Source organism: Alphaproteobacteria bacterium (assembly GCA_037200005.1).
GTDB lineage: Bacteria > Pseudomonadota > Alphaproteobacteria > UBA9219 > RFNS01 > JBBCGY01.
Map to the genome: position 1 here is coordinate 1,025,863 of JBBCGY010000001.1, position 14,797 is coordinate 1,040,659.

At 58.9% G+C, this 14,797-nt stretch carries 16 protein-coding genes and 2 tRNA genes; 12 read left to right on the forward strand and 6 right to left on the reverse strand.

Annotated features, from left to right (window positions below; all coding sequences use genetic code 11):
* Positions 1-140: 140 nt before the first annotated feature.
* Positions 141-665: a hypothetical protein gene (locus WDO70_05310; protein MEJ0062619.1), complete on the reverse strand. Its 525-nt coding sequence runs from the start codon at positions 663-665 to the stop codon at positions 141-143.
* Between the two features lie 202 nt (positions 666-867).
* Between WDO70_05310 and panB the strand changes: the two genes are divergently transcribed.
* Positions 868-1,725 carry a 3-methyl-2-oxobutanoate hydroxymethyltransferase gene (gene panB / locus WDO70_05315; GenBank protein MEJ0062620.1) on the forward strand — a complete coding sequence of 286 codons (858 nt, stop codon included), beginning with the start codon at positions 868-870 and terminating at the stop codon, positions 1,723-1,725.
* A gap of 70 nt (positions 1,726-1,795) precedes the next feature.
* Here panB and WDO70_05320 read toward each other — a convergent pair whose 3' ends face one another.
* Genes WDO70_05320 through WDO70_05335 form a run of 4 tightly spaced genes read right to left on the reverse strand, consistent with a single transcriptional unit; the run spans position 1,796 to position 4,510 of the window.
* Positions 1,796-2,104, reverse strand: coding sequence for a helix-turn-helix transcriptional regulator (locus WDO70_05320; protein MEJ0062621.1), 309 nt, complete (start codon positions 2,102-2,104; stop codon positions 1,796-1,798).
* Entirely contained in the window at positions 2,101-2,427 is a 327-nt protein-coding gene (locus tag WDO70_05325; GenBank protein ID MEJ0062622.1) for a type II toxin-antitoxin system RelE/ParE family toxin, read from the reverse strand. Before WDO70_05325 ends, WDO70_05320 begins: the two co-directional genes overlap by 4 nt.
* A 35-nt stretch (positions 2,428-2,462) precedes the next feature.
* Complete coding sequence (guaA, locus tag WDO70_05330; protein ID MEJ0062623.1) at positions 2,463-4,022, reverse strand: glutamine-hydrolyzing GMP synthase; 1,560 nt, start codon at positions 4,020-4,022, stop codon at positions 2,463-2,465.
* Positions 4,019-4,510 (reverse strand): GNAT family N-acetyltransferase, encoded by a 492-nt coding sequence (locus tag WDO70_05335; GenBank protein MEJ0062624.1) that lies wholly within the window; start codon positions 4,508-4,510, stop codon positions 4,019-4,021. The genes guaA and WDO70_05335 overlap by 4 nt, the downstream gene beginning before the upstream one ends.
* A 132-nt stretch (positions 4,511-4,642) precedes the next feature.
* On the opposite strand from WDO70_05335, the gene WDO70_05340 reads away from it, so the two are divergent.
* A complete protein-coding gene (locus WDO70_05340) occupies positions 4,643-5,314 on the forward strand; it encodes a hypothetical protein (GenBank protein ID MEJ0062625.1) in 672 nt (223 codons plus the stop codon).
* Positions 5,315-5,320: 6 nt separating this feature from the next.
* Here WDO70_05340 and WDO70_05345 read toward each other — a convergent pair.
* A tRNA-Leu gene (locus tag WDO70_05345) sits at positions 5,321-5,407 on the reverse strand.
* Between the two features lie 262 nt (positions 5,408-5,669).
* On the opposite strand from WDO70_05345, the gene WDO70_05350 reads away from it, so the two are divergent.
* The 10 genes from WDO70_05350 (at position 5,670) to WDO70_05395 (ending at position 14,768) form a co-directional block, all read left to right on the forward strand.
* Positions 5,670-5,745 (forward strand) — tRNA-Asn (locus tag WDO70_05350).
* A gap of 34 nt (positions 5,746-5,779) precedes the next feature.
* Complete coding sequence (locus tag WDO70_05355) at positions 5,780-6,292, forward strand: hypothetical protein (protein MEJ0062626.1); 513 nt, start codon at positions 5,780-5,782, stop codon at positions 6,290-6,292.
* Between the two features lie 74 nt (positions 6,293-6,366).
* Positions 6,367-6,783 carry a hypothetical protein gene (locus WDO70_05360; protein ID MEJ0062627.1) on the forward strand — a complete coding sequence of 139 codons (417 nt, stop codon included), beginning with the start codon at positions 6,367-6,369 and terminating at the stop codon, positions 6,781-6,783.
* Positions 6,780-8,234: an NAD-dependent succinate-semialdehyde dehydrogenase gene (locus WDO70_05365; protein MEJ0062628.1), complete on the forward strand. Its 1,455-nt coding sequence runs from the start codon at positions 6,780-6,782 to the stop codon at positions 8,232-8,234. The genes WDO70_05360 and WDO70_05365 overlap by 4 nt, the downstream gene beginning before the upstream one ends.
* 179 nt (positions 8,235-8,413) lie before the next feature.
* Entirely contained in the window at positions 8,414-9,040 is a 627-nt protein-coding gene (locus tag WDO70_05370) for an NUDIX domain-containing protein (GenBank protein MEJ0062629.1), read from the forward strand.
* A gap of 16 nt (positions 9,041-9,056) precedes the next feature.
* Positions 9,057-10,058 carry an NAD(P)-dependent alcohol dehydrogenase gene (locus WDO70_05375; protein MEJ0062630.1) on the forward strand — a complete coding sequence of 334 codons (1,002 nt, stop codon included), beginning with the start codon at positions 9,057-9,059 and terminating at the stop codon, positions 10,056-10,058.
* Complete coding sequence (sseA, locus tag WDO70_05380) at positions 10,059-10,961, forward strand: 3-mercaptopyruvate sulfurtransferase (protein ID MEJ0062631.1); 903 nt, start codon at positions 10,059-10,061, stop codon at positions 10,959-10,961.
* Between the two features lie 76 nt (positions 10,962-11,037).
* Complete coding sequence (locus WDO70_05385; GenBank protein ID MEJ0062632.1) at positions 11,038-12,630, forward strand: hypothetical protein; 1,593 nt, start codon at positions 11,038-11,040, stop codon at positions 12,628-12,630.
* 26 nt (positions 12,631-12,656) lie between these two features.
* Positions 12,657-13,175, forward strand: a complete 519-nt coding sequence (locus WDO70_05390; GenBank protein ID MEJ0062633.1) for a hypothetical protein — start codon at positions 12,657-12,659, stop codon at positions 13,173-13,175.
* 84 nt (positions 13,176-13,259) lie between these two features.
* A complete protein-coding gene (locus WDO70_05395) occupies positions 13,260-14,768 on the forward strand; it encodes a replicative DNA helicase (GenBank protein ID MEJ0062634.1) in 1,509 nt (502 codons plus the stop codon).
* Positions 14,769-14,797 lie beyond the last annotated feature (29 nt).

Below are 14,797 nucleotides of genomic sequence, written 5' to 3' on the forward strand. Positions count from 1 at the left end.
GGCAAAATCCGAGTGCTTAGGCACTCGGATTTTGAACGGGAATCCCGTTTATTTTCTAGTGATAGAGAAACAGGATTTCTGACAAAAAACAACGGGATTCCCGCTCGCTGCTCCGCAGCGTCGGGAATGACGGCTTATCCTTACCGCGTAAGCTCGCCCTGGACGATATCGCCTTCCGCCTCGGCGACTTCCATTTTCTTGCAAAGCGGCTCGTGAGGCTTATAGGCTTTAGCCAGGCGCTTGAGTTCATGCCTCACATCATCCGCCGACCAGTTCCCGGCGGTGCCGGTGTGGTCGCGGTACTGATTGCAGAAGCCGGTGGGCGACTTGTCGGCGATTTCCTGCGAATAGGCATTGCCGAGCAATGTCCGTAGCCTGTCCATCTTGCCCTCGGCGGACTTGGCGCCCGCCTTGCGGTACCAGGACATCAGCCTCTGTTCGGCATCGCGCAGCATCTCGATATGGCGGTCGGTAAATTCCTTATAGGCGGTCGGCAGCGCAACGCCGGTCGACGACGTGCGGCACAACAGGGTCGAGACCATCAACTCGCTGTGCAGCCGCACCGCCATTTCGGCATCCATTTCCGCGGGTCCATAGCATGACGCGGCGGCAGCGAAGCCCGGCGTCATCGCCGAGATCATCAGAAAAAAGATAAAATGTTTCATAACCCAATCCTCTTAAGGAGGCTCATGTCTGACAGATTCGATTATACAGGGCAAACCTAAATACGCGCTAAATATATTGCCGCGGTAAGTGCAGGAAAATCATACGGATTTTAATCAAAATGTTGCAAGTAATTAAAAAATCCTGCAATTCATAAGGGATAAACTGAGTCATAAGGGATAAACTGACCCTAAGGAAAATATTATGTCTGTCGCTCCTTCCGTCAAACGCCTGACCTCTATCGATATCATGCGCCGCAAGAACGGCGCGCCGATCGTCGCGCTGACCGCGTACCAAGCTTCGATAGCGGCCATCGCCGACATTCATGCGGATATACTTCTGGTTGGCGACAGCCTCGGCATGGTGATCTACGGATACGACAACACGCTGCCGGTAACGCTGGATATGATGATCGCGCACGGCCAAGCGGTCGTTCGCGGCTCGAAGCAGGCTCTGGTCATTGTCGACATGCCTTTCGGAACTTACGAGGAAAGCCCCGAAGCGGCGTTCCGCCATGCCTCGCGCGTCATGAGGGAAACCGGATGCGGCGGGATCAAGCTCGAAGGCGGTGCGTCAATGGCCGCGACCATTCGTTACCTGGCGGAACGGGGCATTCCGGTCATGGCGCATATCGGGCTGACGCCGCAATCGGTGAACGCGCTGGGCGGATACAAAGTCCAGGGACGCACCCGCGACACATGGAAGCGTTTTGAAGACGACGCCAAAGCCGTATCGGAAGCCGGAGCCTTCGCCGTGGTTATCGAAGCCATGGCCGAGCCGCTCGCCGCGCGCATTACGACGCAAATCCCCATCCCCACGATAGGCATCGGCGCTTCAGCCGCCTGCGACGGGCAGATCATGGTCACGGACGACATGCTGGGAATGACGCCGCGCTCACCGAAATTCGTCAGGCGCTACACCGATCTTGCCGCCATCGCCGAACGCGCCGTCGCGAATTACGCCGCCGATGTCCGCGCCCGGAAATTCCCGACGTCGGAGCATACCTACGCGATGGTGGAGGCCGTCCCGATGGACAAGATTACCAAGTCATACGGGCCGTAGATTTCGTGACGCTTTCCTTCGGATCGATCAGCGTGCCCGAGATCAAAGAGAACGTATTCAGCCTCTTCCATCACGCCGTCACATGGCGAGCGGTTTTCGGCTCGAGGATAATCCGCAGTCTGCTTTCTGTCGCTTCAGCGAAGCGTTCCAGCGTGCGCGTGGAAGGCCGGGTGCGTCCGCTTTCCAGGCGCGCCACGACCGTCTGCGTCGTCTTCATGCGCTTGGCGACCTGTTCTTGCGTCAGGCCCGCGCGTTCGCGCGCCTGGATCAAAGCCGAGATAATGGAAAATTCTTCTTCCAAGGCATCGTAGGCGGCTTTGTAGCCGCGCCGCTTTTTCAGCCATTCCTTATGCAAATCGTCAAGCGAACGTCCGCTCATATAACCTCCTTCGCCCGCCTGTGGGCCAGTTCGATTTCATGCCGTGGCGTTTTTTGCGTCTTTTTGACGAAGACCCGAACGATCACCACGCGTTTGCCGCTCGCCGTCACATAAATCGCGCGGGCGATCCCGTCTCGTCCGGTCAGGCGAATTTCCCATAGCCGCCCTTCCAGATGCTTCACATGCGGTTCACGCATCCGCTCAAGCCCAAGCGCCTGAATCAGCTCGCCGATCTTGCGCAAACGGGCAAGCATATCGTCCGGCAACGTCGCCAGTTCGGCATTCACGGCCCCATTCAGCGTTTCAACTTTCCACATATTCATCATATAGCAAAATTGCTATAAAGGCAAGACTTATCTCACTCCCACTCAATCGTCCCGGGCGGTTTGCTGGTCACGTCGTAGGTCACGCGGTTGATGCCGCGCACTTCGTTGATGATCCGCGTCGCCACGCGGGCGAGGAAAGCATGCTCGAAGGGATAAGACTCCGCCGTCATGCCGTCGATGGAGGTCACGGCGCGCAGCGCCAGCACCTGATCGTAAGAGCGCCCGTCGCCCATGACGCCGACGCTGTGAACCGGCAGCAGAACGGCGAAAGCCTGCCATATTTCGTCGTATAATCCGGCTTTCTTGATTTCCTCCAGATAGATCACATCGGCGGCGCGCACGGCTTTGAGGCGCTCCGGCGTAATTTCTCCCAGAACGCGGATCGCGAGGCCAGGGCCGGGAAACGGATGCCGCGCAACGAATTCTTTCGGCAAACCAAGCTCATAGCCGAGTTTCCTAACCTCATCTTTGAATAATTCGCGCAGCGGCTCGACCAGCTTCAAATTCATCCGCTCCGGCAAACCGCCGACATTATGGTGCGATTTGATCGTAACGCTCGGCCCGCCGGTGAAGGATACGCTTTCGATCACGTCAGGATAGAGCGTTCCCTGCGCCAGGAAATCCGCGCCGCCGAGCTTCTTGGCCTCGGCGTCGAACACATCGATGAATTTCGAGCCGATGATCTTGCGCTTCTTTTCCGGATCGGTGACTCCCGCGAGCGCGCCGAGAAATTCCTTTTCCGCATCAACGGCTACTAGCGGGATGTTATAGTGGCGGCGGAACAGATCGACGACCTGCTTGCCCTCGCCCTCGCGCATCAGGCCGGTATCGACAAAGATGCATGTCAACTGGCTGCCGATGGCCTCGTGAATCAGGACGGCCGCCACGGTGCTGTCCACGCCGCCGGAAAGGCCGCAGATCACCCGCCCCTCTCCGACCTGAGCGCGAATCCTCGCCGTCAGTTCGCTCCGGAACGCGCCCATGCTCCAATCGCCGCCGCAGCCGCATATCTTGCGCACGAAATTGGCGATGATCTTCGCCCCGTCCGGGGTATGCACGACCTCGAAATGGAACTGCGCGGCATAGATGCGGCGGGCTTCGTCGGTAAACAGCGCGCAAGGCGCGCCTTCGCTCGCCGCCACGACGCTGAAGCCTTCCGGCAGCTTCGTGACGCGGTCACCATGGCTCATCCATACCTGATAATCGCCGCCGACCTCCCAGATGCCGTCAAAAAGCGCCGAAGGCGCCGTGACCTTGATCTGCGCCTTGCCGAATTCGCGCTCATGCCCGCCCTCGACCTTGCCGCCGAGCTGAACCGACATGGTTTGCTGGCCGTAGCAGATGCCCAGCACCGGCACGCCAAGCTCGAAGACGATCTTCGGCACTTGCGGGCTGCCTTCCTCGATCGCCGAAGCCGGGCCGCCCGACAGGATAATGCCCTTCGCGCCGAAAGCCTTGATCGCATCGGGCGTCATGCTGAAAGGATGGATTTCGCTATAGACGCCCGCTTCGCGCACCCGCCGCGCGATAAGCTGCGTGACTTGAGAGCCAAAATCGAGGATCAGGATACGCTCGTGATGTTTACCGGTCATGATTTCGGAGACCTATAGAGCATTTCGACATGGGGGATTCCGTCTTCGTCATAGACATCCGATACCGTTTCAAAGCCGAATTCGCCATAGAATTTTTCCAGGTGTCGCTGGGCCGACATCCGCAAATCGGTTCCCGGCCAGGTTGCCGCCCCATGAATCATGGCCCTGCGCATCAATTCCCGGCCCAGGCCAAGGCCGCGAGCGCTCTGGGCCGTCAGGATTCTGCCCAATGAAGGTTCGGCGTATATTTTTCCATCAAACCTTTTCCCCGGCGGCACCAGCCGCAAATAGGCCGCGACCTGCTCCTCGCCGTCAATGTCCTTCCGCCAGCCAGTCAGATGATAGGAAATCGGGTCTTTACTGTCGGCGTCGAGATAGATGCTGGTCTGTTCGACCACAAAGACCTGCTGCCGCGCCGAATGGATTTTGTGCAGCTTGATGGTCGTCAGGCCGGAAAAATGAAGGAATTCCCATTCTATGGTTAACATGGCCTTATCCTTGAATAATCAGCATTCAGCGCCGATTCGCATGGCTGAAAGTAAAACCGCGAGTCATAATATTTTCATGACATGCTGGTAGCATTTTTCCGTAACGGCAAACTAAAGACGAGAAACAACATTATGAAAAAAGCTATTATCGCATCCGCCGCCGCTGCCGGCGCTTTATTGACTGGGACGCCGCGCGCGCAGGCTCAAGACGCCGCCTCCCAATCTGCCACATCATCTGCGGCTCAGACAAGTCATGGCATCCGCGATAACTGGCTGCTGACGGCATCCTTGCTGAGCGCGCAGTTACCGGGAGGAAGACCGGCCGTCAGCTCGCACACAACGACCACGACTTTCGACGGAAACGTTACCGAAAGCAGCAGCTATACCCCGGCCGAAAAATCCGGCGGGATCGGCATGCCTCTTACGCTCGGTATCGAGAAGACCTGGCCGATCGGTTCGGGCAACAACTATATTTCGGTTTTGGGCGGCTATTCTTTATCCAGCCAATCCTTCACGGGATCGGGGCTCAACAAAGGCGTCGTGGCGGGCATAGCATCGTCTTTCGACCTGTTTGGCACGTCGAAGATCGGCTTGGGGCCGACGCTGACCTATGACAGCCGTCTTGAGGGCAATTTCTTCGGCACCAAAGTCGGCCCTGTCGCGCTCGGCATGCGCCTGTTGCTGCAGCCCAAGCTTTTCGATATCCCGCTTCGCGTCAATCTGGATGTCGCGGAAACCATAGACGCGAAACGCGGACAAGCGGCGGCTTTCCTGTCAATCGGCGTACCAATCCTCAAACTTTAATTGAAATGGTGCGGGCGGGGGGAATTGAACCCCCATGGGCTTACGCCCGACGGATTTTAAGTCCGTTGCGTCTACCAATTCCGCCACGCCCGCTCGTCAAGCTATATATCGCTAAAATCCCCCGGGCCGCAAGCTAGAGTCGTCATTCCCGACGCCTTGTCACTCGCCCATGCGAGTGGCGGGGCGAGCGGGAATCCCGTTTGGTTTGCCAAAGAAAACGGGATTCCCGTTCGACTTTGCCCGCTTCAAAGCGGTCAAAGCCGCCGGGAATGACGGCTCTGGCTGAGCTTGCGTAGTTCTATTTCTAAATGCTTATTGCGTGCGCTACGCATAGCCGCTAGAAGATTTGCCGTGTTCCCTGGTAGCTCAGTTGGTAGAGCAGGTGACTGTTAATCACCGGGTCGGCGGTTCGAGCCCGTCCCAGGGAGCCATTTTTAATGCATTTATAAATTCGTGGGGCGACCTATGTATATTCAACTGCCTGTTCTTCTGGAACGTATCATCGCCGTCGCCCAGGAGACCACCGCCTGTGCGGAAACCACATTTGAAGAATTGAAGACTGCCGCCTTTAACGCGCGGTTCGCCATGCGCGCGAGCGAGTTTCATTACGCCGCCGAGGTCAGCGGCCAATATCTTGGGCGCGATACGCTCCGGGAACGGCGCGCCGCCGAATTCGCCGCCTTGCCTCAGCAGGAAAAGGATGAGCTGGCCAGCGCCCGCGATTACGGCGAATATGGCATATATCATTTGGTCTCGCAGCCGGAAGTCGAGCTTGCGCTGAAAATCGTCGCGCATGAGTTATGCCCTCAGCGGAAAATTCTCGACGAAAGCGATTTGGCCGATTTGGCGAAGCCTGGCCAGATCGAAGCCATCAGCGCCCGCTTTCCGGAAATATCGCCGGAGCGGATTCAGCACGCCATGCGTCCCCGGCCTCCGTTGAAAATGAGGAAGCCTAGCCGCGCCCTTTTGGCCGTCTGAAACACCGGCAAGCTCTCCCCATTGACTCCTATTGCGGGCAGGCCATACCCTTTGGGCAGGCTACAGGGGGCAACATGGATTCAGAAATAGAAGCACTCATAGGCTTGCCACTTCGTTCCGTCGAAAAGAAAGACTGGACATGGTTTTTTTCATTCGCCGACGACGCAAACATTCTTACTGAGTCCAAATGGCGGTTAATTTCCGATGGCCGCGTTTCCATTACTTCTGAAGATCATGAGCATCAGTTCGGCCTACCAACGCCTGTAGACGCCACAGAGAGAGTCATGTCTAGGACATCCGGGATAGCTGTCACTAATGCCTCCATTCATACCACGACTGGCGACCTGTCAGTGCATTTTGGTGAAGATATACAATTGCAATTTTTGCAATTCTCTCTCGGCTATGACGCATGGCGGGCGCACCTTCGAGGCGCTCTAATTGTTTGTAATGGAGGCGGAGACATTTCCTGTTTCCCACCTGCTCAACCATGAGCATAGCCGCCCCCACCCTCCTCCGCAACACCTGCCTGATCGGCGGGAAGTGGGTCGCGGCGAAATCGGGCCGCAGTTTTTCCGTCATCAATCCCGCGACCGGAGAGAATGTCGGCGATGTTCCGTTGATGGGCGCCGACGAGACGCGCGCGGCCATTGCCGCCGCGCATGAGGCGCTCCAGCCATGGCAGCGCCTGACGGCCCTTGAGCGCAGCGATATTCTGATCCGCTGGCATGACCTCATGACACAGCATGCCGACGAGCTGGCGCGGATCCTGACGCTCGAACAGGGCAAGCCTCTCGCGGAAGCAAAAGGCGAAATTACCTATGCCGCGTCGTTCCTGCGTTTCTTCGGCGAGGAGGCGCGGCGCATCTATGGCGAGACGATCCCCGCGCACCGCGCCGATACGCGCATCATCGTCATCAAGCAGCCGGTCGGCGTCGCGGCCTGCATCACGCCGTGGAATTTTCCCGCCGCGATGGTCACGCGCAAGCTCGCGCCCGCGCTGGCGGCGGGATGCACGGCGGTACTGAAGCCCGCGCGGCAGACTCCCCTCACCGCTCTTGCCATCGCCGCGCTTGGGGAACAGGCGGGCGTCCTGCCCGGAACCATCAATATCGTCACCGGCGACGCGGGCGTGATCGGCGACGAATTATGCGCCAGCCCGCTGGTGCGCAAGCTTTCCTTCACCGGCTCCACCGAAACCGGAAAAATGCTGGCGGCGAAATGCGCCGGAACCGTCAAGAAAATCTCTCTTGAGCTAGGAGGCAATGCGGCATTCATCGTGTTCGACGACGCCGATCTTGATGCCGCGCTAGAAGGCGCGATGACCGCCAAATTCCGCGGCATGGGGCAATCCTGTGTCGCGGCGAACCGGTTTCTGGTTCAGGCGGGAATCTATGACGCCTTCGCCGCGCGTTTCACCGAGCGCGTGAAAAAACTCGCGGTCGGCAACGGGCTGGAAGCCGGAACGGCCATAGGCCCTCTCATCAACAAAGCCGCCATCGAAAAAATCCGCGCCCATATCGCGGACGCAGTCAAAAAAGGCGCCAAGATACTCACCGGCGGCAATCCGCACGCGCTCGGCGGCAATTTCTTCGAGCCGACCGTCATCAGCGGCGGCACGCAAGACATGCTGATGGCGAATGAGGAAACATTCGGCCCCGTCGCCGCGTTGATGCGCTTCGACAGCGAAGACCAGGCCATCGAGATCGCCAACGCGACGCCGTTCGGCCTCGTCTCGTATTTCTATACGGCCGATCTCGCGCGAAGTTTCCGCGTGGCGGAAAAACTGGAAAGCGGCATGGTCGGCGTCAATACCGGATTCATATCCGTCGAAATCGCGCCGTTCGGCGGCATTAAGGAATCCGGCATGGGGCGGGAAGGCTCGCGCCACGGCATCGAGGAATTCCTGGAACTCAAATATCTGTGCATCGGCGGGATTGGGTGAACGGCTCCGCACAAAAAACCGTCATTCCCGACACCGCGCAGCGGTGAGCGGGAATCCCGTTTGTTATCGTTAATAAAAAAACGGGATTCCCGCTCGCGCCCATCACTCATAAATGAGTGACGGGCTTGGCGGGAATGACGGCTTTGAGATAGCGGAGCCGGAATGACAAACAAGAAAGAATGTTCTATATTCCGCCCATGCCGCGCAAATTCACCATCCACCGCCGCGAGACCCTGTTCCAGGGCTATTTCCGCATGGAACGGCTGCATATCAGCCACGACAAGTTTTCCGGCGGCACCGTCGGCCCGTTCACGCGCGAAGTCATGGAACGCGGCCATGCCGTCGTCGTGCTGCCCTACGATCCGGTTTCCGATATGGTGATCCTGATCGAGCAGTTCCGTGCGGGGGCCATGCTGGCGGGCGATCCCCAGCCGTGGCTGATCGAAAGCGTAGCCGGGATCATCGACGCCGGAGAAGCGCCCGAACAGGTCGCGCGCCGCGAGGCTATGGAAGAAGCGGGCTGCGTCATCAGCGATCTGGTACATATCCAGGACTGCTACTCCACCCCCGGCTGCATGAGCGAACAGGCGAAACTTTACGTCGGCCACGCCACGATCGAAACCGGCAGCGGCGTTTACGGCATCGATCACGAGCATGAGGACATCCGCACCCATGCCATCCCCGCCGACGAAGCCTTCGACTGGCTGCTCGCCGGAAAAATCCGCAGCGCCATGGCCGTCATCGTCGTGCAATGGCTGATGCTGAACCGCGACGAACTGCGCGAGCGGTGGCTCGCATCCCCCTAAAAACCAGGAGACCATCATGATCAGCGGCTTTGCCTGCCATAATCCCAAGGAAGCCCTGAAGCCCTTGGCCTATGAACCCGGCCCGCTCGGCGACGACGAGGTCGAAGTCAAGGTGACGCATTGCGGTATCTGCCACAGCGACATTCATCTGATCGATAATGATTGGGGCATCAGCAGCTATCCTTTCATCCCCGGCCATGAAATCGTCGGCACGATCAGCGCCAAGGGCAAGAATGTCCGCGAGCGCGAAATCGGCCAGCGCGTCGGCATCGGCTGGCAAAGGGCGAGTTGCGGCGCATGCGATATGTGCCGCGCCGGGCTGGAAAATCTGTGCGCCAAAAGCGCCGCCACCTGCGTCGGCCATCATGGCGGCTTCGCCGAGGCGGCGCGCGCCGACTGGCGCTTCGCCATTCCCCTTCCCGACCGGCTGGCCTCCGGGGCCGCCGCGCCTCTCCTATGCGGCGGCGTGACGGTCTATAGCCCGTTTCGCACGCATAATGTCGGCCAAGGGATGAATGTCGCCGTCGTCGGCATCGGCGGCCTCGGCCATATGGCGCTGCAATTCGCGAGCGCGCGGGGATGCCGCGTCACGGCGCTTTCCACCAGCAAAAACAAGGAAGCCGAAGCCAAAAGTTTCGGCGCGGAAAAATTCCTGCTCTCGAACGACATGGCAGCCATGCGCGACGCAGCCGACACCATGGATTTCATCCTGGTCACGGCCAGCGGCGACGTCGACATATCGGCGCTGATGAATCTGCTGAAAACCCGCGGCAAGCTTTGCATCGTCGGCGCCATTCCGACGCCTCTGTCGGTCCATGCCTTTACGCTGATCGGCGGCGAGAAGAGCATTGTCGGCAGCGCCATCGGCTCGCCCGCCGCGATCAAGGAAATGCTGGAGGTGGCGGCGGCGAAAAACATCGCCGCCAAAATCGAAACCGCGCCGATGCCGTCGGTCAATGCCGCGCTCGACAAAGTGCGCGCGAATGCCGTGCGGTATAGAATGGTGCTGGAGAATTGAATGGGACTGTTCGGGTTTTCCCCTCCCACCCTCCCCTCGCCCCTCGTCGAGCCGGAATGGCTGAAAGCCAATCTGGGACGCGTCAATCTGCTCGACGCTACCTTCGCCATGCCGGGCAGCGGGCGCAATCCGGCGGCGGAATTTCATGCGCGGCATATTCCGACGGCGCAATTCTTCGATCTGGAAATCGCCTCCGATCCTGAAACCACGCTGCCGCATATGCTGCCCGCGCCCGAAGCTTTCGCCGATTATATGCGCCAGCTGGGCGTGGACGAACGCAAGCCCACGATCATTTATGACGACGGCGCTTATCTCGGTGCGACGAGGCTGTGGTGGATGCTGCGGGTTTTCGGCCATGACAATATCGCGCTGCTGCATGGCGGACTTCCGGCATGGCAAGCCGCCGGTCATCCGCTTACGGACAAGATCGACCCGCCCGGCAAGGGACGCTTCACCGCCACATTCCGGCCCGAACTGGTCTGGTCGCTCGCGCAGGTCACGGACAATCTCGAGCATGGCGACACGGTGATGCTCGACGCCCGCGCGTCCGGAAGGTTTCGCGGCGAGCAGCCGGAGCCGCGCCCCGGCCTCGCGCGCGGCCATATTCCCGGCTCGCTTAATCTTCCTTTCAGCGAGCTTATCGATCCGGCAACGAAGCAGTTATGGCCGGCGGCGCGGCTCAAGGAGATATTCACCGGCGCAGGCATTAACTCTGGCGAATCCATCACGGCGACCTGCGGCAGCGGCGTCAGCGCCTGCGTGCTCGCTTTCGGCTTGTTCTTGCTCGGACGCGGCGACGTGCCGGTCTATGACGGTTCTTGGGCGGAATGGGGCGCGGATAAGGTTAATCCCGTCATGCTCGGGCCGCCGCAAAGGCTTAAAACGCCGATCCTGGACGATTAAAGCTTTTAGTTTCAAAATTTCTTCGTTATCTTTTCGATGATTTCCAATTCAAAACATTGAACGCGACGAGGGATATATGGCTATTTATTGTGAAGACCCCATCAGCGGGGCAAAACTGCCCGTCGTCTATGATGAATCGAAACCAAATCCCCATCGGCATTTCGTGCCCGGCGGCGCTACCGACAAGGAAACCGAAGAAGCTTTCGCCCGCGCCCGGCAAGACAGGGCATGGCTGTACGAACAAGAAAAACAAGGCCACCATATAAGGTGGTCGCAGGTCGCGGAAGAAGAGATGCAGCGCATCATGGAGAAGATGCCTGTATCTATGGGAGGAAACGCCTTGCCACCTCCCTCCGCCCAGCCCCGGGAGCCGTCTTCGCCCCGCCCCGCCATGTATATTCACGATCCCGTGACCGATAAGTATATTCCCATCGTACGAGAGGGTGAAAACAGCCCCTATCCTTTTTATGTGCGTCCGGACGCCCCGATGGAAGCAGTAAGAGCCATGATCCGGATTGGAAAGGAACACGGATTTGAATATGCCCCCTCTCGCTGGGCCGTTTCCATCCAGGAAGGCGAAGCGGGGTTGCAGCGTCTGGATAAAAACTGGATAAAGCAGCGTCTGGATAAAAACGCGTCTCCCGCCATTCCCAAAGACTGGCAGCGCGTGGCGGGAGAAGAACTCGCTAACGAGCGCCGGATTTTGACGGCTGCCGCACCCGCGCCTGCTCAGCCAAAAAAGCAGCCGTCTTTCCAGAATACGGCCGAAGAGCAAACCGCGCGCCGGGCGCAGCAAATGGAAAGAGACATCAACGAGCTGATTCCGGAAACCATAACCGATGCAAGCCTTCAGAAACTTGACAGCTATCTCGCCAAGCGCCCACTCACCCCCATCCCCGCGTCCTTTTTTACGAAAAGCGCGGCGCGGGCTTCTCAAGCGAAAGACGCGCACAACCGCGTGGGTTATCGCAAAGTTCTCGATTTGCTGCTGAAGCATAATCCCGAAGCCGACACCGCTCATATTCTGCGCGGCGCGGGCGGCATCGCCGCCGACGGCAAGAAAGATTGGGACATGCGTCTCGGCGCGGTCCTGACCATCGGCACGATCTTCAAATGGAACGCCAATTGCCCGCCAGAGACCGAGAATGCGCTGCATCGCATTTCCCGCAATCCCAAAGAGAAGCCCGGCTTGCGCAATGCCGCCAACGAAGCTTTGGCGACGCGCATGGCCGTCTTGGGGATTACGGAATCGAGCGTGACGCGCAAAGAAGAGACCCAAGAGCGGCTGAACGAATTTCTGACTCAGCATCCCCAGGCCGCGACGAGAAGCCTCGCCGAGCATATCCTCACGCGCTTCGTGATCGTCAGCAAAGAAGCCGAGCGGCGTCTGGGGCCGGAAGGCCTGGATTACAAAAGGCCACAGCGCTATCACGGCCTGGTAACGACGGGCATCCTCCTTCGGCATAATGCTTCCGCCGGACAAGGCCCGATCGTTTCCTCCGAGTTGAGCAGAATTGCGCTCAACGACTACGATGCGGGACTGGCCCATGATGCGACGCAGGCGCTTGCGGCCATGGGCAGGAAGCCCATGGCTCCGGCGCAACCGCAACCGACGCGGCTCGAGGCTTTGGCCGCGCGGCCTCGCTACAATAAATTCGATTGGGATTAGGCAACTCGGCAAAAGAACGGAGGGCCATGACGATGACAGAAGCCGGAACGCCTTCCCCCTCGCCCGACGCGTTGATCGATACCGCCGCGGACACTGCTCTGCCGCTCCAGCCGCGCCTGAAAGCTTTGACGCAGCTTCGGGAACTTGCCGCGCAAAATGGAGCGGAGATTGCGACGGCGGAACGGATGCAAAGGCTGGAGACCATCAGCAATGACACGGTTGTCGGCAATGTTAAGTGCTTTCAAACCCTGTGCGCTTTTGTCATTGCGAATCCTGCTAACGCAACGCCGCAGATTAAAGAGAAGCTCAGACGCTATGATGTCGTGGATATCCCGTCGCAAGAAACCGTCGATCTTCTCAAGCAGGCGCGAGCCTTATTGCCGAAGAAAAAATACTCGGCCCCAAACGGCCAGCACAACTGGCATTATGTCCTCTTTGGCGAAGCCGCCCATATTCTCGCCGAAGGCAAAGAAACGCAACCTCTCGCCGAAAAACGCACTAGAACAGCCCATCGCATGATCCATTCCCGCAAATATGAGCGGTAAGAGCCCCCGGCCATTTTTATCCCCATAATTAACAGGCTAGTTTTCCACAATCCCATATTCGATAAAACGTGCTAAAAGCGCCCCATGTCCGAGAATCGCAACATCATCCCAGCCAGTTTCCGCCCTCCCGTTGCCGGGAGCGGTTTCGACAATCTTCGCCGCCCGCCCAACAATCTGGAGGTGGAACAGGCGCTGCTGGGCGCGATTTTGATGAACAACGCCGCCTATGAAAAAGTCGGCGAGATGCTGCGCCCGGAGCATTTCTACGATCCGGCCCATTCCCGGATTTACGCGGCGGTCGAAACGCTCATCAGCCGGGGGCAGATCGCCGATCCGCGCACATTACGCGGCATGTTCGACAACGACCCCGCTTTGACCGCCGTCGGCGGCGGCAATTACCTGGCCGATCTGGTGACCAGCGTCGTCACCATCATCAACGCCGAGAATTACGCGCAGCTGATCTATGAGCTTTATCTGCGGCGGCAGCTGATCGGCCTCGGCGAAGATGTCGTCAATAACGCCTATGACCAGAATGTCGAGCAGCGCGCGTCTGACCAGATAGAATCCGCCGAGCAAAAACTGTTTCAGCTTTCGCAGACCGGCGAGGCGAAGCGCAGCTATGTCGATCTCAATACGTCGCTGTCGTCCTCGATCCGGCAGGCGGAGATCGCGTTCCGGCGCGACAGCCATATCACCGGCGTCACCACCGGCCTGCGCGATCTCGATTACAAGCTCGCCGGGCTGCATAAATCCGATCTCATCATTCTGGCCGGACGGCCCGCGATGGGCAAGACCGCGCTGGCGACCAATATCGGAATCGCCGCCGCCAAGGCGATGCGGGAAAGCGGCGGCAAGGACGGCGCGGGCGTCGCGTTCTTCTCGCTGGAAATGTCGTCGGAGCAGGTGGCGATGCGCCTGCTCGCCGAACATACCGGCATTCCGTCGAACGAAATCCGTGCCGGGCGGTTTCAGGCGGACGATTTCACCAAATTCATGGAGGCCTCGCAGCGGCTGTCCAACATGTCTTTCTATATCGACGACACCCCTGCCATATCGATCGCGGCGCTTCGCACCCGCGCCCGCCGGATGCAAAGGCTCCATAAGGATATCGGCATGATCATCGTCGATTACCTGCAATTGCTGCATGGCTCGGCGCGGCGCGACGATAACCGCGTGCTGGAAATTTCCGAAATCACGCGCGGCCTCAAGGCGCTGGCGAAGGAGCTGAACGTGCCGGTCATGGCGCTGTCGCAGCTTTCGCGCAACGTCGAGAACCGCGAGGACAAGCGCCCGCAGCTTTCGGACTTGCGCGAATCCGGCTCTATCGAGCAGGATGCCGACGTGGTGATGTTCGTCTATCGCGAAGAATATTATCACGCGCAGAACGAGCCGAAGCGGCGCGACAATGAAAGCGACGACGCCTTCAACAATCGTCACCAGCGCTGGCAGGAGCAGGGCGAAAAAGTCCGCAACATCGCCCAGATCATCATCGGCAAGAACCGCCATGGCCCCACCGGCACCGTCGCGGCGCATTTCGACGGCCGCTACACGCGCTTCTCCGATCTCGAACAGCGGTATGACGTGCCGGAGTGATAAAGTGTTTTTAGAAAATGGGCGCTGCC

Coding starts and splice junctions, on each gene's coding strand:
- WDO70_05360 (MEJ0062627.1), top strand. CDS start 6,367: ATGGATTCAGAAATAGAAGCACTCATAGGCTTGCCACTTCGTTCCGTC.
- sseA (MEJ0062631.1), top strand. CDS start 10,059: ATGGGACTGTTCGGGTTTTCCCCTCCCACCCTCCCCTCGCCCCTCGTC.
- WDO70_05385 (MEJ0062632.1), top strand. CDS start 11,038: ATGGCTATTTATTGTGAAGACCCCATCAGCGGGGCAAAACTGCCCGTC.
- WDO70_05335 (MEJ0062624.1), bottom strand. CDS start 4,510: ATGTTAACCATAGAATGGGAATTCCTTCATTTTTCCGGCCTGACGACC.
- WDO70_05355 (MEJ0062626.1), top strand. CDS start 5,780: ATGTATATTCAACTGCCTGTTCTTCTGGAACGTATCATCGCCGTCGCC.
- WDO70_05375 (MEJ0062630.1), top strand. CDS start 9,057: ATGATCAGCGGCTTTGCCTGCCATAATCCCAAGGAAGCCCTGAAGCCC.
- WDO70_05320 (MEJ0062621.1), bottom strand. CDS start 2,104: ATGAGCGGACGTTCGCTTGACGATTTGCATAAGGAATGGCTGAAAAAG.
- WDO70_05370 (MEJ0062629.1), top strand. CDS start 8,414: ATGTTCTATATTCCGCCCATGCCGCGCAAATTCACCATCCACCGCCGC.
- WDO70_05340 (MEJ0062625.1), top strand. CDS start 4,643: ATGAAAAAAGCTATTATCGCATCCGCCGCCGCTGCCGGCGCTTTATTG.
- WDO70_05395 (MEJ0062634.1), top strand. CDS start 13,260: ATGTCCGAGAATCGCAACATCATCCCAGCCAGTTTCCGCCCTCCCGTT.
- WDO70_05325 (MEJ0062622.1), bottom strand. CDS start 2,427: ATGAATATGTGGAAAGTTGAAACGCTGAATGGGGCCGTGAATGCCGAA.
- WDO70_05390 (MEJ0062633.1), top strand. CDS start 12,657: ATGACGATGACAGAAGCCGGAACGCCTTCCCCCTCGCCCGACGCGTTG.
- guaA (MEJ0062623.1), bottom strand. CDS start 4,022: ATGACCGGTAAACATCACGAGCGTATCCTGATCCTCGATTTTGGCTCT.
- WDO70_05310 (MEJ0062619.1), bottom strand. CDS start 665: ATGAAACATTTTATCTTTTTTCTGATGATCTCGGCGATGACGCCGGGC.
- WDO70_05365 (MEJ0062628.1), top strand. CDS start 6,780: ATGAGCATAGCCGCCCCCACCCTCCTCCGCAACACCTGCCTGATCGGC.
- panB (MEJ0062620.1), top strand. CDS start 868: ATGTCTGTCGCTCCTTCCGTCAAACGCCTGACCTCTATCGATATCATG.